Annotated in this window: 19 protein-coding genes and 1 tRNA gene; 9 read left to right on the top strand and 11 right to left on the bottom strand. The window is 70.7% G+C overall.

Features of this window, described 5'->3' with window-relative positions; translation table 11 throughout:
- Positions 1–208 precede the first annotated feature (208 nt).
- The 5 genes from HCK04_RS24715 to HCK04_RS24695 all read left to right on the top strand — a co-directional run bounded on the left by HCK04_RS24715 (position 209) and on the right by HCK04_RS24695 (position 4,852).
- Positions 209–284: transfer RNA gene (locus HCK04_RS24715), tRNA-Asn, on the top strand.
- A 517-nt stretch (positions 285–801) separates the two neighbouring features.
- Entirely contained in the window at positions 802–1,452 is a 651-nt protein-coding gene (locus HCK04_RS24710) for a DUF3800 domain-containing protein (protein ID WP_142649779.1), read from the top strand.
- A gap of 767 nt (positions 1,453–2,219) precedes the next feature.
- Positions 2,220–2,369 (top strand): hypothetical protein, encoded by a 150-nt coding sequence (locus tag HCK04_RS24705; RefSeq protein WP_240971780.1) that lies wholly within the window; start codon positions 2,220–2,222, stop codon positions 2,367–2,369.
- Between the two features lie 485 nt (positions 2,370–2,854).
- Positions 2,855–4,030: a nitric oxide synthase oxygenase gene (locus HCK04_RS24700; protein ID WP_260617394.1), complete on the top strand. Its 1,176-nt coding sequence runs from the start codon at positions 2,855–2,857 to the stop codon at positions 4,028–4,030.
- Positions 4,031–4,081: 51 nt separating this feature from the next.
- Positions 4,082–4,852, top strand: coding sequence for an enoyl-CoA hydratase-related protein (locus tag HCK04_RS24695; RefSeq protein WP_142649777.1), 771 nt, complete (start codon positions 4,082–4,084; stop codon positions 4,850–4,852).
- Between the two features lie 214 nt (positions 4,853–5,066).
- Here the strand turns inward: HCK04_RS24695 and galK are convergent, their stop codons facing one another.
- From galK to HCK04_RS24675, 4 genes are all read right to left on the bottom strand, one after another.
- Complete coding sequence (gene galK, locus HCK04_RS24690) at positions 5,067–6,188, bottom strand: galactokinase (RefSeq protein WP_142649776.1); 1,122 nt, start codon at positions 6,186–6,188, stop codon at positions 5,067–5,069.
- Positions 6,189–6,304: 116 nt separating this feature from the next.
- On the bottom strand, positions 6,305–7,966 hold the full coding sequence (locus HCK04_RS24685) for a catalase (RefSeq protein ID WP_142649775.1): 1,662 nt from the start codon (positions 7,964–7,966) through the stop codon (positions 6,305–6,307).
- A 242-nt stretch (positions 7,967–8,208) separates the two neighbouring features.
- The gene (locus tag HCK04_RS24680; RefSeq protein WP_142649774.1) at positions 8,209–8,631 is read right to left on the bottom strand and encodes a VOC family protein; all 423 of its coding nucleotides are present in this window, start codon (positions 8,629–8,631) and stop codon (positions 8,209–8,211) included.
- A complete protein-coding gene (locus tag HCK04_RS24675; RefSeq protein ID WP_142649773.1) occupies positions 8,628–9,518 on the bottom strand; it encodes a helix-turn-helix domain-containing protein in 891 nt (296 codons plus the stop codon). Before HCK04_RS24675 ends, HCK04_RS24680 begins: the two co-directional genes overlap by 4 nt.
- 161 nt (positions 9,519–9,679) lie before the next feature.
- Here HCK04_RS24675 and HCK04_RS24670 point away from each other — a divergent pair, with 161 nt between their 5' ends.
- Positions 9,680–10,045 (top strand): hypothetical protein, encoded by a 366-nt coding sequence (locus tag HCK04_RS24670; protein ID WP_142649772.1) that lies wholly within the window; start codon positions 9,680–9,682, stop codon positions 10,043–10,045.
- A 204-nt stretch (positions 10,046–10,249) separates the two neighbouring features.
- On the opposite strand, the gene HCK04_RS24665 is transcribed toward HCK04_RS24670, so the two are convergent.
- The 7 genes from HCK04_RS24665 to HCK04_RS24635 all read right to left on the bottom strand — a co-directional run bounded on the left by HCK04_RS24665 (position 10,250) and on the right by HCK04_RS24635 (position 15,384).
- A complete protein-coding gene (locus HCK04_RS24665; protein WP_142649771.1) occupies positions 10,250–10,537 on the bottom strand; it encodes an HPr family phosphocarrier protein in 288 nt (95 codons plus the stop codon).
- 87 nt (positions 10,538–10,624) lie between these two features.
- Positions 10,625–11,665, bottom strand: a complete 1,041-nt coding sequence (locus tag HCK04_RS24660; RefSeq protein WP_142649770.1) for a zinc-dependent dehydrogenase — start codon at positions 11,663–11,665, stop codon at positions 10,625–10,627.
- Positions 11,662–12,129, bottom strand: coding sequence for a PTS sugar transporter subunit IIA (locus HCK04_RS24655; protein ID WP_142649769.1), 468 nt, complete (start codon positions 12,127–12,129; stop codon positions 11,662–11,664). Before HCK04_RS24655 ends, HCK04_RS24660 begins: the two co-directional genes overlap by 4 nt.
- Positions 12,122–12,430, bottom strand: coding sequence for a PTS lactose transporter subunit IIB (locus HCK04_RS42710; protein ID WP_142649768.1), 309 nt, complete (start codon positions 12,428–12,430; stop codon positions 12,122–12,124). Before HCK04_RS42710 ends, HCK04_RS24655 begins: the two co-directional genes overlap by 8 nt.
- A gap of 4 nt (positions 12,431–12,434) precedes the next feature.
- Positions 12,435–13,625: a PTS mannitol transporter subunit IICB gene (locus HCK04_RS24645; RefSeq protein ID WP_142649767.1), complete on the bottom strand. Its 1,191-nt coding sequence runs from the start codon at positions 13,623–13,625 to the stop codon at positions 12,435–12,437.
- A 56-nt stretch (positions 13,626–13,681) separates the two neighbouring features.
- Complete coding sequence (pfkB, locus tag HCK04_RS24640) at positions 13,682–14,626, bottom strand: 1-phosphofructokinase (protein ID WP_142649766.1); 945 nt, start codon at positions 14,624–14,626, stop codon at positions 13,682–13,684.
- Positions 14,623–15,384, bottom strand: a complete 762-nt coding sequence (locus HCK04_RS24635) for a DeoR/GlpR family DNA-binding transcription regulator (RefSeq protein ID WP_142649765.1) — start codon at positions 15,382–15,384, stop codon at positions 14,623–14,625. The genes pfkB and HCK04_RS24635 overlap by 4 nt, the downstream gene beginning before the upstream one ends.
- Before the next feature lie 206 nt (positions 15,385–15,590).
- Between HCK04_RS24635 and sigJ the strand changes: the two genes are divergently transcribed.
- From sigJ to HCK04_RS24620, 3 genes are read left to right on the top strand one after another with little or no spacing between them, the layout of a single operon-like run.
- Positions 15,591–16,553 carry an RNA polymerase sigma factor SigJ gene (gene sigJ / locus HCK04_RS24630; protein ID WP_142649764.1) on the top strand — a complete coding sequence of 321 codons (963 nt, stop codon included), beginning with the start codon at positions 15,591–15,593 and terminating at the stop codon, positions 16,551–16,553.
- Between the two features lie 27 nt (positions 16,554–16,580).
- A complete protein-coding gene (locus tag HCK04_RS24625) occupies positions 16,581–17,684 on the top strand; it encodes a ubiquinol-cytochrome c reductase iron-sulfur subunit (RefSeq protein ID WP_142649763.1) in 1,104 nt (367 codons plus the stop codon).
- Positions 17,685–17,689: 5 nt separating this feature from the next.
- Complete coding sequence (locus HCK04_RS24620; RefSeq protein ID WP_142649762.1) at positions 17,690–19,363, top strand: ubiquinol-cytochrome c reductase cytochrome b subunit; 1,674 nt, start codon at positions 17,690–17,692, stop codon at positions 19,361–19,363.
- Positions 19,364–19,372: the final 9 nt, after the last annotated feature.

Here is a 19,372-nt window from a genome sequence, read left to right as displayed (position 1 = left end):
ATCCAACCGCAGCCGTCCCGGCCCCGCCCGGGTGGGCTCCGGGGCCGTCCCGGCGCTCTTTGCCGTACGCCGATCAAGACCCGACGACTCGCGGACGGATTCGATGTGACAGGCACCCCCAGGAGTGCGCTAATCTAGTTCCGCGCCGCAAGGAAAGCCGAAAGGCAGGAACGAGCGGAGCAGGCAGTACCAGCAGTACACAGCACGATCCCGTGTAGCTCAATCGGCAGAGCAGCCGGCTGTTAACCGGCAGGTTATAGGTTCGAGTCCTATCGCGGGAGCCATTCACCCGGGGCGGTGGTCACAGACCACCGCCCCGGGTTGTTTGTGTAGGCGCTTGGTCGGTGCCTCGCCCGTGACGGCGCACCCCTCACGGCCATTCACCTCGCACCTGCCGCAGGCCGCCGCGCCCTGTCGGCACGACCCCGAACGGACCCGTCTGCGCGCCCGGACGAGTTCTGGCCATCGATCCCGGATCACCCTGTCCGAGGCCGCCGCCTGCCGCCTGGGCGGCCAGACTGCGTACGGCTTGGCGGTGATGCCGGAAACCCGCCGCATCGCCCACATACAGGCCGTGGGCGGCCTCCTCGATCTGAGGGCGTCTCAAGGGAAGCCTGCCGTCCGAGCCGCCACTTGCCGCACCTTGCCCCGCGGCGGGAGGCGTGCAGCGCCAGACCGGCCACACGTTCCGTGCGGATCTCGCAATGAGGTGCAGGCTGGGTGATTGCTGATAGTGAGATAGCGGTCCTGCCTATGTGCTAGGAAGATTTCCGCTGTTCTATTGCTTGTGTGAGGCTCGATATGGCGGAAATCTATATGTATGTCGACGAAACGGGCGACCTGGGAGTCCCGGGAATACCTGGCGTGAGTCGCTATTTCGGATTCGGTACGGCTGTGTTCCGGGGTGATCACGGCGAGCAGATCTGGCAAGGGTTGAGGCTTCGCTGCGACTTGGAGCGACGCGGGGTCAACCTGCCTAGAGGGCTTCATGCGAAGAATGACTCGCAATTCACCCGAGACGAAGTCTTCGACTTGATCGGGCAGCAGAGACCGCGCCTTGATGCGACATTCCTGTGCAAGGCCAAGGCGCATCCAGCAGTGCGGGACCACCAGCAGTGGCTCTACAAGCTCGCCTGGCACTCTCACTTCAGGCATGTCGTGTGTCAGATCAGCGCGCCGGGCGACACCCTCTACGTGATCGCCGCCAGCCTGACGACGAGTCGTAAGCTCATAAACGCCAGCGAGGCGCTGAAGGATGTATGTCACCGATTCGCCGCTGATCGGGAAATCGTCCTGTGTGTCTGGGATGCGCAGAGCACCTGGGGAATCCAAGTTGCGGACTACAGCCTGTGGGCGATTCAACGCGTTCTCGAAGAACGGCCGTGTAAATGGTTCGAGAGCCACGTTGAACCGCAGCTCCACTCGTTGATGACCCCCTGGGGCACCGCATGAATGAGGTCGGCTATCCCGGTCTCCCGGGAAGAGGTCCCCTGGACCCCTTGTCACCGACCACTGCAAGTACATGCCATGCCGTCGGCTCCGTCAAGCGCTTTGGCATTCCTGCAGATAGATCATTTCTGCTGAGGAGGTCAGATGACATGGTTTATACGGGAGTGTGGCGGAGACTCTGTGAGAGGACGATGCCGGAGCCTGAAGGGGTCCCGGAAGCCTCTCGGCGAGCAGGAAGGCGGAGCGGCCAAGGGCCAGGCGCTGGGCCCAAGAAGCGCGGCTATGGCCGTTCGGGGGCTGCAGAGTTCTTGATACGCCTCGTGCAGTTCGGCGGCCTCGGGGTAGGCGTCGCGCTTCCAACGCCCTGATCACCTCGGCCGCGCGCCAGTAGTTCGAGGGCACCAGGCACCCGCTCGTGATCGCGGTGAGGGCCGCATGCCCGGCCTCTTCGGGTTGGTCGGCGGCGAGGAGTGCCAGCGCCAGGTCGAGCCGTGCCGACACGGCTCTGCGTGGTCGTGGCGGGGCGTCGGTCGTGGCGGGGCGTCGGTCGTGGACTGCAACCGGGCGACACGCCTCGGGCGTACGACTCGGCCGCCGAATCTCCGAGCCATGACAGAGTCGTCGCGGTGAGGCATCTGGCTTCATGGGGTCGAGACGGACCAGCCGCGGTGGTAGCGCACCGGCAGGTCCTGGATCGGGAAGGTGACTCCTGACCTATGCCACACCGTAGAGCGCTTTCCTTCGGTTCTGGGTTCGCCGGATGGAGGATCATGCACAGTGACGCCGGGCGGTTGTGGGCCAGCCGGGAGCGGCCGTTCCCGATCGCGGCAGAGGAAGCGGGGGCGTGCCGTACGGCCGACGGCGACGATCTGCGCGAGCTGAGCCGGGCCATCGCGGAGCAGGAAGCCATTGCCGAGTGAGTGGTGCCACGACAGGGGAGCCGGCCTGGATCCACCTGATCTGCTTGGAATGAGGCGACAACGCGAAGGCCGGGCACCCGATATCCCTCGGTAGTCCCGGCCTCACTTCCGTACTCCAGGGAGCACGGCACGTCCCAGCATGTCTCACGCATGGTGACGATAAAAGCGCTGTTCGTTAAGGCGGAGGATCCGGGGCCTGCCTGCCGCCCTCTGCGTGCTTGCCCCGCGGCAGCGGTCGGGCAAGGGCCGGCCGATGACCGCACGAGTGGGGGAGAGCCTTGCGGCGCTGGAGATCTGAAGCCGTCGGTGTGTGGATTTGGCGGACAAATCCAAAGACTTCGCGGAAAATGTGATCACCGTGGCCGTACCGGCCGCGGTTGCCGCGGACCACGACGGCGCAGTGGGGTGAGGGCCACTGCGGAAGGGTGTCACCGCCGGCCCGGAACCGGCGCGGGACGCTCGTGAGCGCGAAGTGTGTGGCGGTCGTGCTGACTTGGCGAAAGACGAAGAAGACCCCGGCGCCCGTGCGCGCATGCGGGGAGAAGGCCGAAGGGAAGACCCCCGCACCCGTACGGGAGCGTGGGGAGGAGATCGACAGGCGGGAGGCGGAGGACTTCATCCGGCTCCACCATGCGGAAAATCCCGGTGCGGGCCCGGTGGATCTCCGGCTCCGGGAGGTCCTCTCGGAGATCGACCAGACCGGGACGTACACGCACACCACGAGCGAGCTGACCTTCGGCGCGCGGGTGGCGTGGCGCAACAGCAGCAGATGCATCGGGCGCCTGTACTGGAAGTCGCTGCAGGTGCGCGACCGGCGGCACATCGACACCGCCGACGGCGTGGCGGAAGAGTGCGTCGAGCATCTAAGGGCGGCCACCGGGAAGGGCAGGATCCGCCCCACGATCACGGTGTTCGCCCCCGACCGGCCGGGCGAACGGGCGCCGCGGATCCTCAACGACCAGCTCATCCGGTACGCCGGCTACACCCGCGAGGACGGCTCGGTGCTCGGCGACCCGGCCAACGCGGAGATCACCAGGCGGGCCCTGCGGATGGGCTGGCGGGGGGAGGGCACGAGGTTCGACGTCCTGCCGCTGGTCGTGGAGGCCAAGGGCGCCCTGATCATGCGCGAGGTGCCGGATGAGGTGGTCCTCGAGGTGCCGCTCCGGCATCCGGCCTTCCCGTGGTTCGCCGGTCTCGGGCTGAAATGGCACGCGGTGCCGGCGATCTCCAACATGTCGCTGGAGATCGGCGGGGTCACCTATCCGTGCGCGCCGTTCAACGGCTGGTACATGGGCACCGAGATCGGCGCGCGCAACCTCGCCGACCGGGATCGCTACGACCAGCTTCCGGTGGTCGCCGAGGGGCTCGGCCTCGACACCTCCCACGACCGCACGCTCTGGCGCGACCAGGCGCTGGTGGAGCTCAATGTCGCCGTGCTGCACTCCTTCGCCGAGGACGGCGTCACCATCACCGACCACCACACCGAGGCGCGGCGCTTCCTGACCCATCTGGAGCGGGAGGAGCGCAGCGGGCGCGTCTGCCCGGCGGACTGGTCGTGGATCGTGCCGCCCATGTCCGGCGCCGCGACGCCGGTCTTCCACCGCTACTACGACGACGTAGCGCTGACGCCGGCGTACGTCCACCGCCCTCCCCTGGCGTAGAACCGTGTAGAACTGTGTAGAACATAGTTCGGGTGAAGGGGAGTGCGTGCGATGGTGGTGCTGTCCGAGGACGACGGGGGCGTGCGGATCCTGACGTTCAACCGGCCCGAACGGCTGAACGCCTGGACCGCCGAGATGGGACGGCGCTACTTCGACCTGCTGGAGGAGGCCGACCGCGACCCGTCCGTACGGGCGATCGTGGTGACCGGCGCGGGGAAGGGCTTCTGCGCCGGGGCCGACTTCGCCGACCTGACGGCCATCCAGTCCGGCGAGTACGCAGACGAGCAGGATCCCCGGCCCAACACGTTCCCCACCACCCTGCGCACGCCGGTGGTCGCGGCGGTCAACGGCGCGTGCGCCGGCCTGGGGATGGTCCACGCGCTCGTCTGCGACGTGGTCGTGACCGCCGACGACGCCAAGTGGACGACGGCGTTCTCCCGGCGCGGCCTCGTCGCCGAGTATGGCCTCGGCTGGATCCTGCCCCGGCTGGCCGGGCAGGCGCGGGCGATGGACCTGCTGCTGTCCGGCCGGGTCTTCACCGGCGCGGAGGCGTGCGCCATGGGCCTCGCCGTACGCGCGGTGCCGGGGGAGCGGCTGCTCGCCGAGGCGGTCGCGTACGCGAAGGAGCTGGCCACCCAGTGTTCGCCCGCCTCGATGGCGATCATCAAGCGGCAGATCTGGGGCGGCTGGCAGGCGGGACTCGACGAGGCCAGGGACGAGGCCGTGCGGCTGATGACGGAGTCGTTCCGGCGGCCGGACTTCGCCGAGGGAGTGGCGAGCTTCCTCGAACGCCGGCCGCCGGACTTCCCGCCCCTGGCCTGATCGTCCCCTGCCTGACCGCCCTGGTCTGATCGTCCCCTGCCTGATCGTCCCCTGCCTGATCGTCCCCTGCCTGACCGCCCTGGTCTGATCGTCCCCTGCCTGATCGTCCCCTGCCTGACCGCCCTGGTCTGATCGTCCCCTGCCTGATCGTCCCCTGCCTGATCGTCCCCGGTCTGATCGTTCCCGGTCTGATCGTTCCCGGTCTGATCGGGCGTCAGCGGACGCGGTGGGCGCCGGCCGCCGGGGTGGCCGGCAGGAACGTCGGCGCGGCCCAGCCGCGCCCGGCGTAGGCCTGTTCCACGGTGGAGCGCACCCGGTCCACCCGGTCGTCGGCGACGAGCGCGATGGCCGAGCCGCCGAAGCCGCCGCCGGTCATCCGCGCCCCGCGCGCGCCGCCCTTGATCGCGCCCTCCACCGCCACGTCGAGCTCCGGGCAGGAGACCTCGTACTGGTCCCGGAGGGACAGGTGCGAGGCGTTCAGCAGGGCGCCGATCTCCTGTACGGCTCCCGCGCGCAGCAGCCCGATGACGGCCTCGACGCGGTGGTTCTCGGTGACGACGTGCTGGGTGCGGGCCCGCTCGTCGCCGCTGAGCTTCGCCAGGGCCGCGGCGAGGTCGGTGATGTCCCGCAGCGACGGGACGCCGAGGTGCTTGGCCGCGTTCTCGCAGTCCTGGCGCCGCTTGGCGTACTGCCCGTCGGCCAGCTCGTGGTGCACGCCGGTGTTGATGATGAGGATCTGCATGCCGTACGCCGACAGGTCGAACGGCACGGCGCGGCCGGCCAGCGAGCGGCAGTCGAGGAACAGCGCGTGCCCCTCCTTGCTCAGCACCGAGGCCGCCTGGTCCATGATCCCGCACGGCATGCCGACGAACTCGTTCTCGGCCTTCTGGCACAGCCTGGCCAGCTCCATCGGCTCAAGGCCCAGGCCGTACAGGTCGTTCAGGGCGAGCGCGACGGAGACCTCCAGCGCCGCGCTGGAGGACAGCCCGGCGCCCTTGGGCACGTCGCCGTCGATCACGATGTCGGCGCCGCGCACCGGCAGCCCGGCGCCGCGCAGGGTCGCGACGACCCCGGCGGGGTAGCGGGCCCAGCCCTCGGCCCGCTCGATGTCCTCCAGCACCTGCGCCTGGCCGGGGGCCTGGAGCGAGGAGATCCGGACGGTGAGGTCATCGCGGGGGCCGACGGCCGCGGTGACGCCCCACGGCACCGCGAACGGCAGCACGAAGCCGTCGTTGTAGTCGGTGTGCTCCCCGATCAGGTTGACCCTGCCGGGCGCGTGCCAGACCCCGGCGGGCTCGCCGCCGTACGCCGCACGGAAAGCGTCAATAACGCGCATAGTCGCACACTCCTCAACATCGCAGCCTTCCCGTAGGGTAGCGGCCACGCGGGTGCGGACGTGCCAGGGCCCGGCTCGGAACCTCCGGGCCGGGCCCTGGTCCTGCACAGCCGGTCTCAGGCGGCGGGTACGGTGGCCCGCTCGTCGGGGACGCAGTGCGTCATCTTCAGGCCCGAGACGTCGCGTGGGCCGTTCTTGCCGAGGTTGGCCAGGCGCTCCCTGTCCTCGTCGGTCAGGTCCTGGCTCGCGAGCGGCTCCAGGTGCTTGACGTCGTCCGGCGTGATGCCGAGCCCCTCGCCGACGCGCAGCCCGAGGTCGTCCTCGACCAGCAGGAAGTGCCAGACCATGCGCTCCTGGATGGGCCGGTCGCACTCCGACAGCTTGGCGGTCAGGTTCTCCACCAGGTCGTCGCGCTCCCACTGCTCCATGAGCAGGTAGCGCTGGCCCGCCTGCTTGTAGTCGTTGGTCCGCGGGATGCGCTTGCGGGTGAGCCTGCCGATGATCTGCGGGCCCTGCTCGTCGTGTGCCGGGCCCTGCCCCTCGCGCAGCCCGCCGGTGATGGACGGCTCGTAGTTGACGTGCGGGTTCTCGCCCGCCCGGTCCTGGTGGTAGGTCATGAAGCCGTCGCGCTGGTTGGTCCGCACGTCGGCGTTCCTGGCCTGGTTGACCGGCAACTGCAGGTAGTTCGGCCCGACGCGGTAGCGCTGGGTGTCGCTGTAGGAGAACGTGCGGCCCACCAGCATCTTGTCGTCGGAGAAGTCCAGTCCGTCGACGAGGACGCCGGTGCCGAACGAGATCTGCTCGTTCTCGGCGAAGACGTTGTCCACGTTGCGGTCGAGGACCATCCGGCCGACCGGCTTGGCCGGGAAGATCTCCTCCGGCCAGACCTTGGTGTCGTCGAGCGGGTCGAAGTCCAGCTCGGGGTGCTCGTCGTCGCTCATCATCTGGACGAGCAGCTCCCACTCCGGATAGTCGCCGCGCTCGATGGCGTCGTGCAGGTCCTTCGTGGCGTGACCCAGCTCGTGGGCCTGGATGCGCGCGGCGTCCTCGGCCGTCATGCTCCTGACCCCCTGCTTGGGCATCCAGTGATACTTCACGAGCATGGTGTCGCCCTGCTCGTTGACCCACCTGTAGGTGTTCACCCCGAAGCCCTGCATGTGCCGGTAGTCCGCCGGGATGCCCCGCGGGCTGAACAGGTTGACGAGCATGTGCATGCTCTCGGGCGTCTGCGACATGAAGTCGAAGATCCGGTTCGCCTCCTGCCGGAACGTGACCGGGTCGGGCTTCAGCGCGTGGATCACGTCGGGAAACTTGATGGCGTCGCGGATGAAGAACACCGCGAGGTTGTTCCCGACGAGGTCCCAGTTGCCGTCCTCGGTGTAGAACTTCACGGCGAAGCCGCGCGGGTCGCGGGCGCACTCGGAGGAGTCGCGCCCACCGATCACGGTCGAGAACCGCACCGCGACGTCGGTGCGCTTGCCGGCCTCCTGGAACAGCTTCGCCCTGGTGAACCGGGAGATCGGCTCGTCGCCCCACCTGCCGTACGCCTCGAAGGAGCCGTACGACGTCGTGCCGCGCGCGTGCACCACCCGTTCCGGGATGCGCTCCCGGTCGAAGTGACTGATCTTCTCCAGGAACTGGTAGTTCTCGAGAGTGGCCGGGCCGCGCGCGCCGACCGTCCGCTGGTTCTGGTTGTCGTAGACCGGGTGCCCTTGACGGTTGGTCAGCACCGGGCGCTCGTCTCCGGGCTCCGGTCCCTTGCTCGACACGTCCGTCATGGGACGGCTCCTCTCGCTATTTGATCTCAAATGAGGTGTTTTTCCTCTTCAAGACTCCCCTTTCCGCTTTTTGTCGGGGTATTCGTGCCGGTGGCCGTGGGCTTCCGGCGGTGGGCACGGTCCGTCCCGCGCACCGCCGGAGCCCTGGAAGGCCGCCCTGGAGGGCCGCCCTGGAGGGCCGCCCTGGAGGGCCGCCCTGGAGGGCCGCCCTGGGAGGCGGCCCTCGGAGGCGGTGCAGTGCCTCACCCCGTGGCGGTTCCCTTCCGCGGCTCGCCGCGGTAGGTGCCGAACGACCAGAGGTTGTCCTCGATGTCGCGTACGGCGAACTCGCGGGAGCCGTAATCGGTGTCGTGCAGTTCCTGGACGACCCGCGCCCCCGCCGCCGTCGCCCGCGCGAACAACGCGTCCGGATCGTCGGTCACGGCGTACGCGCCGAACGAGCCGGGCGTGAGGTTCCACTTGTCGTCGGGCGTGTCCCGGACCGAGCCCAGCATGATCCCGCCGCCGTGCGGCCAGGAGAGCTGGGCGTGGTCGACCCGGTCGCCCTCGCCGTAGACGGCGGTCTCCTCGAAACCGAACGCCTCGGCGAGGAAGGCGATCAGGGCGCGTGCGTCCCTGGCCCGCAGCGTGGGCCAGACCTGTGGTGCCGGTGTGGTGTCGTTCATGCCACCGAGTCTGGCGAGCCGTCCCCCTGCCCGGCTTGTACGTTTCGGAACTGCACGCCGTCTTCGGCCAGCCACCGGCTGGGGGAGCACCCGGCGAGGGCGCCGAACTCGCGGGCGAGATGCGCCTGGTCGTAGAACCCGCACGCGGCCGCGGCGTCGGCCAGGGTGAGCCGCCGCCCGGACGCCGCCGCCCGCTGGATCAGACGGCGGGCCCGGTCGAACCGTACGACCCGCGCCGCCTCCTTGGGGGACAGGCCGATCTCCTCCCGGAACCGGCCGTTGAGGTGCCTGGCGCTCCAGCCGGTCTCGCGGGCGAGACCGGACACGGTGACCTGCCCGCCGGTGGTGAGCATCCGCCGCCAGGCCCGCGCCACCTCGGCCGGGTGCGCCCGGGTGGGGCGGGCCTGCCGGGACAGGACCGCGTCGAGGACCGCGAAGCGCTCGTCCCAGCCGGGCGCCTCCAGCAGACGTTCGCGCAGCTCGCCCGCGAGCCTGCCGAGCACCTCGCCGCCGTCGAGGTCGAGCCCGGACAGCTCCCCGGCCGGCAGCCCGAGCAGGGCCCGTGCGCCGAGCGGCGTCAGCGCGAGCTGAACGCCCGACTGCCGCCCGTCGTGCGTGATCAGCGCGGGGGTGGTGTGCAGGCCGCCGACCAGCGTGTCGTACGACCCGGGCGGGGTGCGCGGATCGGGGTGCGCCGCGACGACGAGCGGGTCGTCGAGCGTGACGATCATCGTCAGGTAGGGCGACGGCAGGCCGCGGTGCGTGGCCGGCGGGACTCCGGCCTCGCGGTAGCCGCTGTACCACGCGACCAGCGGACGCAGCGCGGGCGCGGGCCGCCGGCGCAGGTAGCAGGGCCCGTCGTGCCCGCCGGTTTCCGCCGCCGTCATCGCCCGCGCCTCCCTTCCGCCCTCCAGTGTCCACGAAAGGGGAGCGCGGCGGCGACGGCCGTCGCCGTTATGAGTGGGCGGGCCGGTCGAGGTCGGACAGGTCGAGCACGAAGCGGTAGCGGGCGTCGCCGCGGGTGATCGCCGACCGCGCCGACCGGCTCATGGACGCCGTCGAATTCGACGCCGACGACCTGCCCGGCTGGGCCGTGCGGATGTACGACGAGAACCTGCGCCATCCCGAACTGGTCCGCCTCGTGGCCTGGCTGCGGCTGGAACGACGTCCGACGGGACGCCTCGCCGATCCTTCCGGCGACGAGCCGAAGCTCGCCGCCATCGCCGCCGCCCAGGCCGCTGGACGGCTCCGCCAGGGCGACCCCTCCGACCTGCTGACCCTGGTCATCGCCATGGCCTGTGCCTGGTCCCCGACGAGCAGCGTCTACGTCGCCACCGCGGATGAGCCCGCCGCCGACCACGAGCGCCGCCGGGCACTCCTGCGCGAGTGCGTCGCCCGCGCCGTCGCTCCCTGACCGCCGGCACTCGTCAGGCGGCACTCGTCAGGCGGCACCGGTCGGACGGCACGGGTCGGACGGCACGGGGCGGCTCGCGCGGCAACGGCGATCCCGGCTCGATGCGCGCCGAGCCCGCCGCCGACGCCGGGGTCTGTGGCGATCGGTCAGGTGGCCCGGCGTCCGTGGCATCTACGGCGACCGGCCGGGTGGTCCGGCGATCGGTCAGGCGGCTCCCGCGGCTCCTTCGGCGTCGAGGTCGCGGGACAGCAGGTCCGCGAGGGCGGCGAGGGCCTCCTCCGCTCCCGGGCCCTCGGCCTCCAGGGTTACCTCGGTGCCGTGCTCGGCGCCGAGGGTCAGCACGCCCAGCATGCTGTTGGCGGGGACGGCCTTTCCGCCGCCCACACGGATGCGTACGGGCACCGTCTGCCGCGCCGCCGCCTCGACGAAGATCTTGGCGGGTCGGGCGTGCAGGCCGGAGCGCGAGGCGACCGCCACTGTCCTTTCCGGCATCGCGTTCCTCTCAGGACTCGGTTCAGAGATCGATTTCCGGGCTCGTTTTCCGGGCTCGTTTTCCGGGCTCGATCTCAGGGCTCGATCTCAGGGCTCGATGGTGACCTTGATGGCGGCGCCGCGGGCGACGACGTCGATGGCGTCCATGACCTCGTCCAGGCCGAGGCGATGGGTGATCAGGTCGGAGACCGGCACCGCGCCTTCGGCGATGAGCCGCAGGGCGCGGGCGTTGTGCGCCGGGCTCGACCCGTTGGCACCGACGATGGTCAGCTCGCGATAGTGCACGAGGTTGGAGTCACAGGCGATGATCGGGTCGTCCTTCGGCAGCCCGCCGAAGAAGCTGATCCGGCCCTGCCGCGCCGCCATCTGCAGCGCCTGCTGCTGGGCCGCACCCGAGGCCGCCGCCGTGATCACCACGTCGGCGCCCCGGCCCCCGGTCAGCTTGAGCACCTCGTCCACGAGGTCGGTCTCGCCCGAGCAGATCGCCGCGTCCGGCCGTACGAGATCGGCGGCCATGGCGAGGCGCTCGGCGTTCAGATCGGCGAGGAACACCCGGGCCGCGCCGCGCGAGCGGGCCAACCGCACGTGCAGGCAGCCGATCGGGCCCGAGCCGACGACGACCACGTCGTCGCCCTCGCCGACGCGGGCCAGCTCCTGCCCGTTGAGCACGCAGGCGAGCGGCTCGGCGAGGGACGCCTCGGCGAACCCGACGCCGTCGGGGATGCGGTTGAGCCCGTCCACGGCGAGCACCTTGGCCGGCACGACCATGTACTGCGCGAAGCCGCCGTCGTAGTGGTAGCCCATCGACTCCTGGTCGGGGCAGACCGTGAGGTGACCCCGGCGGCACTCCTCGCACTGGCCGCACGGGATCGCGGCGATCACCTGCACCCGGTCGCCCGGGCTCCAGCCGGTGACGCCCTCGCCGATCTCCACGATCTCTCCGGCGATCTCGTGGCCCATCACCCGGGGCGGCCTGATGTGGTGGTGCCCGAACCGGTAGATCTTCACGTCCGTGCCGCACGTCGAGCAGTTGCGTACGCGGATCTTGACTTCGCCGGGGCGGGCGACGGGCTCGGGCACCTCCTCCAGGCGGATGTCCCCAGGAGCATGGAAACGGGCGACTTTCACTCGGAGTCTTCCTCTCCGTCCGGTTGCAGAAGTTGGATGACCTGGTCGGCCTCGGTGGCCGCGCGCAGGGCCGCGGCGCGGTCCGGGTCGAGCAGGATCTGGGCGAGCTCCGCCAGCAGCCGCAGGTGGCCGTCCCCGCGGGCCGCGATGCCGACGCACACCGTCACGTGCTCGCCGTGCCAGTCGACGCCGTCCGGGAAGCGCAGCACGCAGATGGCGTCGTGGCGGACCGCCTCCTTCGAGGTCAGCGTGCCGTGCGGGATCGCGACGCCCTCGCCGACGTACGTGGAGATCGACCGCTCGCGTTCGAGCATGGCCTCGATGTAGCTCCCGTCGACGGCGCCGACCTCCTGGAGGACCGCGCCGCACTGCCGGATGGCGTCCTCGACGTCCGCCGCGGTCGCGGCAGTGCGTACGGCGCGGGGATCGAGGGGGAGCGGGGCCGTGCCGGCCCGGTCAGCCATCGATCCTGCCCCCGTTCTTGATGGCGGTGACGACCCGCGTCACGGCCGGGTCGCCGATGAAGACCTCGAACGGCACCAGCACGACGCCGGGCGCGCTCGCCCTGGCCCGGTCGGCCAGCCCGGTGTGGCACACGATCACGTCGGCGTCCCCGGGGATCGAGTTGACCGGGGTGTGCTCCACGCTGACCTGGGTGCCCTTGAGCTGCTTGCGCAGCGTGCTCGCCAGCATGACGCTGCTGCCCATGCCCGCGTCGCAGGCCACGATGAGCTTGCGGACGTCCTTGCCCTCGATGCTCGGCACGGTTCTACGCCTCCTTGGTGGCGGGCACGTTCTCGGCCGCCGTCTCGCCGGTTGTGTCGCGGTTTTCGTCGCTCGTGATGGCGGTGTCGCCGGTGTCGTCGGTGTCATTGAGGGTCGCGGCCCGCGCCGCGTCGTCCGCCCGGTCGCCGTTGGCGCGGCCGAAGCCCAGCAGCACTGCGGCGACGGCGAAGGAGACGGCCGTCGCGATCACGATGCCCGCGATCACGCCGAACCAGCCGCCCTTCGGGGTAACGGCCATGTAGGCGAAGATGCTGCCCGGCGACGGCGTCGCGACCAGGCCCGCCCCGGTGACCAGGAAGGTGAGCACGCCCGAGGCGCCACCGGCGATCACCGCGAGGATCAGCCGCGGCTTCATCAGCACGTACGGGAAGTAGATCTCGTGAATGCCGCCGAAGAAGTGGATGATCATCGCGGCCGGGGTGCTGGGACGCAGCGACCTCGGGCCGAACAGCAGGTAGGCGATCAGCAGGCCGAGGCCGGGGCCGGGGTTGGACTCCAGCATGAACAGGATCGACTTGCCGTGCTTGACCGACTCGGCGACGCCCAGCGGCCCGAGCACGCCGTGGTTGATCGCGTTGTTGAGGAACAGCACCTTGGCCGGCTCGATGATGACCGAGGCGATCGGCAGGAGCGAGTGGGTGACGAGCCACTCGACGCCGCTGCCCGCCACCTCGGTGATCTTCTCCACGATCGGGCCGATGGCGAGCACGCCGGCGATCGCCATGACGGCGCCGACGATGCCGGCGGTGAAGTTGTCGACCAGCATCTCGAAGCCGGCCCTGGTGCGCTCGGCGGTGAACCGGTCGACGTACTTGAGGATGAGCGCGGCCAGCGGGCCGACGATCATCGCGCCGAGGAACATCGGGACGTCCGCCCCGACGACCACGCCCATCGTGGCGACGGCGCCGACGACCGCGCCGCGCTGGGCGTGGACCATCCGGCCGCCGGTGTAGCCGATGAGAACGGGGAGGAGGGTGCTGATGATCGGGCCGACGAGCTCGGCGAGTGTCTTGTTCGGCAGCCACCCGGTCGGGATGAACAGGGCCGTGATGAGACCCCAGGCGATGAAGGCGCCGATATTGGGCATGATCATCCCGGCGAGATGGCCGCCGAAACGCTGGATCGTGGCCCGCACACCGGTGCCGGTGACAGTGGGGGTATAGGGCGTGGCCATTGACGTGCTCCTTCAGGGGGCGACCGGCCTGGCTGGCCGGTTGGTGGGGGTGGCGCTCATCCCCCGGGTATGAGCTGCCGGGCCGGGTCGGGGGGACCGATCCGGACGTGTGTGCGATCGATGTCGGCCGGGCCGGGCATCCGGCTGCCGGGCAGCCCGACTGCCGCGCCGGCCCAGGCGAGGCCCTCGGCGAGGGCCGTCCCGCCGCGGGCCCCCGCGGCGAGGAAGCCCGCCAGCAGGGCGTCGCCCGCGCCCACGCTGCTGCGCGGCTCCCCGACCGCGCACTCGCCGTACCAGACCTGGTCGTCGTCCTCGACCAGCAGCGCGCCGTCGGCCCCGAGGCTGGTCAGGACCGACCGCGCGCCCATGGCGCGCAGCTTGCCGACCGCGTCGAGCACGTCGCCGACGCAGGTGATCGCCGTGCCGGTGGCCTCGGCGAGCTCGTCGCGGTTCGGCTTGACGAGCGCGGGGCCGGCGTTCACCGCGCACACGAGGGCGGGACCGCTCGTGTCGACCGCCAGGTTGATGCCGGCGTCGGCGAACCGGCGGCACAGCCGGGCGTAGACGTCCACCGGCACGCCGGGCGGGAGGCTGCCCGATGCGACCACCCAGTCGGCCGACCGGGCGGCGTCGAGCACGGCGCCCGCCAGCGTGTCGAGCTCGGCGGGGGTCAGCGCGGTGCCCGGCTCGTTCACCTTGGTGACGGTGCCGTCGGGCTCGGCGATCGCGACGTTGGATCTGGTGGGACCCTCGACCGGCACGGGGATCATGTCGATGCCCTCGGCCGACAGCAGGTCGAGGAGCCGCCGCCCCTCGCTGCCGCCGTACGGGATGACCGCGCACGACCGGACGTCGTTGGCCAGCAGGGCACGTGAGACGTTGACGCCCTTGCCGCCGGGATCGAGGTGGGTGTCGGCCGCCCGGATGACGGCCCCGCGTGTCAGCGCGCCGACCTCGATCGTGCGGTCGAGGCTGGGGTTGAGGGTCAGGGTGAGGATCACGCCCGCACCACCTCCGGCCCGGCGGCGGCCAGCGCCGCGGCCTGGTCGGGGTCGAGCCCGGTGTCGGTGATGACGACGTCGATCTCGGCGAGCGTGGCGAAGCGCGCCAGGTAGGTGCCGGAGAACTTGGTGTGGTCGGCCAGCAGGACGGCGCGGTCGGCGCAGGCGATCATCGCCCGCTTGATCGCCGCCTCGGCCGGGTCGGGGGTGGTCAGGCCCTTGGCGACCGAGCAGCCGTTGGTGGCCATGAAGGCCACGTCGACGTTGAGCTGCGACAACTGCTGGATGGCCCAGTCTTCCACGGTCGCCAGCGTCCGGCCGCGCACCCGGCCGCCCAGCATGAGCACGGTCAGGTTGGGGCGGGCCGCGAGCAGCGTGGCCAGCGGAGGCGAGTTCACGACGACGGTGAGCTCGCGGTCCGGGGGCAGCGCCTGCACGAGCCGGCTCGTCGTGGAGCCCGCGTCGATGACCACGGAGCCGTCCTCGGGGAGCTCGGCCAGGGCGGCTTTGGCGATGCGCTCCTTCTCGGCCGTCATCACCTCGTCCCTGGCGGCCAGCGCGGGCTCGAACCCCAGGCGCTCGACCGGGATCGCGCCGCCGTGCACGCGCCGCAGGACGCCCGCGCGCTCCAGCGTGGTCAGGTCGCGGCGGATCGTCTCCGTCGTGACGCCGAACCGCTCGGCCAGCGTCACCACGTCGACCCGGCCGGCGTCGCGGGCCGCCCGCAGGATCTCCTGCTGCCGCTCCTCCGCGTACATCGTGTTGGTTCACCGCCGTTTCGATGTTGTTTCGTATGTGTTTATACCCGCCTGTGTTGGACGGTCAATAGCCGTGAGCATCACGAAACGGACGATGTGTGGAGATTCCCCGCGTGTATCTCGGGCGGCCGCGCGCCCGGTGCCCTCCATGTCACGTCTCGCGCATCCGGCACGTCTCTATAGGGGAGCGGAGACAAGGAGGCCAGATGCCCGCCGTGACCCAGGGGGAGCCCACCGCGGTCGCCAGTTTCGAAAGCAGCCGGGATCTGCTGTTCGGGGTGGCATACCGGGTGCTGGGCAGCGCGACCGACGCCGAGGACATCGTCCAGGAGGCGTGGCTGCGCTGGGACCGCGTCGATCACTCCCGCGTCGCCGACCCCCGGTCCTTCCTCGTCCAGGTCACGACCAGGCTCGCCCTCGACCGTCTGCGCTGGGCGAAGGCCCGCAGGGAGGCGTACGTGGGGCAGTGGCTCCCCGAGCCGCTGCCGACCGGGCCCGCGACCGAGGAGGGCGCCGAGCGGGCGGACTCGGTCTCCATGGCCATGCTCGTCGTGATGGAGACCCTCTCCCCGCTGGAGCGGGTCGTGTTCGTGCTGCGGGAGGCGTTCGAGTTCTCCTTCGCCGAGATCGCGGCGGTGGTCGGCCGGTCGGAGACCGCGGTCCGGCAGCTCGCCCGCCGCGCCCGCTCGAACGTCCGGGCCCGGCGGCCCCGCTTCCAGCAGGATCGTGAGGTCCGCAGGCGGGTGACCGAGCGCTTCCTGGCCGCCTGCCTGGGCGGCGATCTGCGGGCGCTGCTCGACCTGCTCGCCCCGGAGGTCACCCTGTCCATCGACGGGAACGGCGGCCGCGGCGTGGCCAGGAACCCGGTCGAGGGCGCGGCGAAGGTCGCCCGGCTGCTCGTGTGCGGCCTGCGCCGGGTGCTGCGTCCCGCGGACGCCGCGGCCGGGGCGACCGGCGACGTCGGGAGCGGATCCATCGTGGACGTCAACGGCGGGCCCGCGGCGCTCATCACCGCCGGGGGCGAGCCGATCGCCGTCATCGTGGTCGACGTCGACAGCGCCGGCCTCGTCACGCGGATCTGGATCATCGCCAATCAGGACAAGCTCGGCGGCGTCGGCGCGGGCCGGCGACCCGGAAGGAACAGGCATATCCGTGCCGCCGCAGGCTGACAGGCCGCGAGAGAAGCGACTTTCCCCATGACAGACAACGAGCACGAGAACGGGCGGCCGGAGCGGCGGGCACCCGCGCGCGTCATCGGCACGCCCTTATCGGACGCATCCTTTTCCGACTCCCACGGCGAGGAGCACGCCGTCCCCGGCGTCGTTCCGCAGGACGAACGGAAGGCGCGCAGGGCGGAGCGCATCGCGGCGCTGTGCTTCACGCTCGCCTTCGCCGCCCTCGTGGCCTTCCTCGTGGCCTACGTACGGTTCCAGGTCGGCGGCCTGAGCGCGACCGGCGCCTCGCACGTCGCGCTCGGCGGCGCGCTGACCCTGGCGCTGCTCGCGCTGGCCGCGGGGATCGTGATCTGGGTGCGCCAGATCATGCCGAAGTACGAGCTGGTCCAGCAGCGTCACCCCATGACCTCGCCCGAGGAGGTGCGGGCCGAGGTCGCGGCCACGTTCGTGCGAGGCGCGGGGGAGAGCGGCATCGTCAAACGCCGGCTGCTGCGCCGCACGCTGCTGCTCGCGGCGGCGCCACTGGGCCTGGCCCCGCTGGTGCTGCTGCGCGACCTCGACACCAGCGGCGCGCCCGGCGCGCGGCTCCACCGGCGGCTGGCGCACACGGTCTGGGGCGAGAAGACCAAGGACGGCAAGCCGCTGCGGCTCGTCGTCGAGGGCAGCGGCCAGCCGATCCGCGCCGCCGACTTCAACTCGCCCGGAGGCATCCTGTCGGTCGTCCCGGAGGGCTACGAACACGACCTGAACGTCCTGGCCAAGGCGACGGTGATCCTCATCAAGTTCCGTCCCGAGGAGCTCGGGCCCCGCACGAACCCGAACTGGACCCACGACGGGATCGTCGCCTACTCCAAGATCTGCACCCACGTGGGCTGCCCCGCGGCGCTGTACGAGCAGACCACCCACCACATCCTGTGCCCGTGCCACCAGTCCACCTTCGACGCCGCCGACGGGGCCAGGGTCGTCTTCGGCCCCGCCGCCCGGCCGCTGCCGCAGCTGCCGATCGGCGTCGACGAACAGGGCTACCTCATCGCGCTGGGGGACTTCCCCGCCCCCGTCGGTCCCGGCTACTGGGAGCGCGGCGACGCGGAGGCGCGGGCCAGGGAGAACGGAGGCCACTTTTGAGTGCAATGAAAACCGTGCCCGGACGCATCGCCGGGCCGGCAACCTTCCTCGACGAGCGCCTGGGCGCGGGCGGCTTCGTCAGGCGCAACATCCGCAAGATCTTCCCCGACCACTGGTCGTTCCTCCTCGGCGAGATCGCGCTGTATTCGTTCGTCATCCTGCTGCTGACGGGCACCTTCCTGACGTTCTGGTTCAAGCCGAGCATGGGGGAGATCCTCTACGACGGCACGTACGCCCCGCTCAAGGGCGTGACGATGTCCGAGGCGTACGCGTCCACGCTGAAGCTCAGCTTCGAGGTCCGCGGCGGCCTGCTCATCCGGCAGATCCACCACTGGGCCGCCCTCGTCTTCATCGGCGGCATGATGGCCCACGCGCTGCGGGTCTTCTTCACCGGCGCCTACCGCAAGCCGCGCGAGCTCAACTGGCTCATCGGCGTGGTGATCCTCTCCATCGCGCTGTTCGAGGGCCTGACCGGCTACTCGCTGCCCGACGACCTGCTGTCCGGCGCGGGCCTGCGGGTCACCCAGGGCGTGGTCATCGGGCTGCCCGTGGTCGGCACCTACCTCAACTTCTTCCTGTTCGGAGGCGAGTATCCGGGCGAGGACGTCATCTCCCGCTTCTATTCGATCCACATCCTGCTTCTGCCCGGCCTGATCCTGGCGCTGGTCACCGCGCACCTGATCCTCATGTGGGTGCAGAAGCACACCCAGTTTCCGGGCAAGGGCCGCACCAACCGCAACGTGGTCGGCGCGCCCTTCTACCCGGCCTTCATGGCGAAGTCGGGGGCGTTCTTCCTGTTCACGTTCGCCGTGATCGCTGGTCTCGGCACGTTCGCGCAGATCAACCCCGTCTGGCTGTACGGGCCGTACTCGCCGGCCGACGTCTCGGCCGGCTCGCAGCCCGACTTCTACCTGGCCTTCCTCGAAGGGGCGCTGCGCATCATGCCCGCCTGGGAGATCAACCTCTTCGGCACGGCCGAGGCGGGCACGATCCCGCTCAGCGTGGTCATCCCGGCGCTGGTGCCCCTGGGCTTCGTCATCGTCGGCATGGCGCTCTACCCGTTCGTCGAACGGTGGATCACCGGTGACCATCGCGAGCACCACCTCGCGGACCGGCCGCGCAACAATCCGCACCGCACCTCGATCGGCATGGCGGTCATCGCCTTCTACGGCGTGCTCTGGCTGTTCGGCGGCAACGACATCATCTCGGCCAACTTCCGCGTCGATCTCTACACGACCACCTGGGCCGGGCGGATCCTCGTGTTCGTCGCGCCCGCCCTGGCCTACGCGATCACCTACCGCGTCTGCCTGGGGCTGCAGCGCTCCGACGCCGCGGTGCTCGCGCACGGCGTGGAATCGGGGGTGATCAAGCGGCTGCCCAACGGCGGGTATGTCGAAGTCCACTCGCGGCCGGCCGAGGACATCGAGGCGCATCTGCGCGGCAGGGAACCGGTGCCGGTGCTGTCGTACGACGAGACCGTGCCCCCCAAGGGGCTGCGCGGGCCGCTCGGCAGGCTGCGCCTGCGCATGTCCAGAGCGTACGGCGGGGAGAAGATCCCACCGGTCAACGGTCATCCGCACGACGAGGACGGGCAGGCCGCACTCCCGCGGGGACAGGGAGCACTGCCGGAGGGACAGGGAGCACTGCCGGAGGGACAGAGCCGCGCGCTGACGCGCTGACCGCTCTCG

The organism is Microbispora sp. CL1-1 (assembly GCF_012034195.1).
Classification (GTDB): domain Bacteria; phylum Actinomycetota; class Actinomycetes; order Streptosporangiales; family Streptosporangiaceae; genus Microbispora.
Note: the sequence above shows the minus strand (reverse complement) of the source record. Positions and strands in the feature narration are given on the sequence as shown.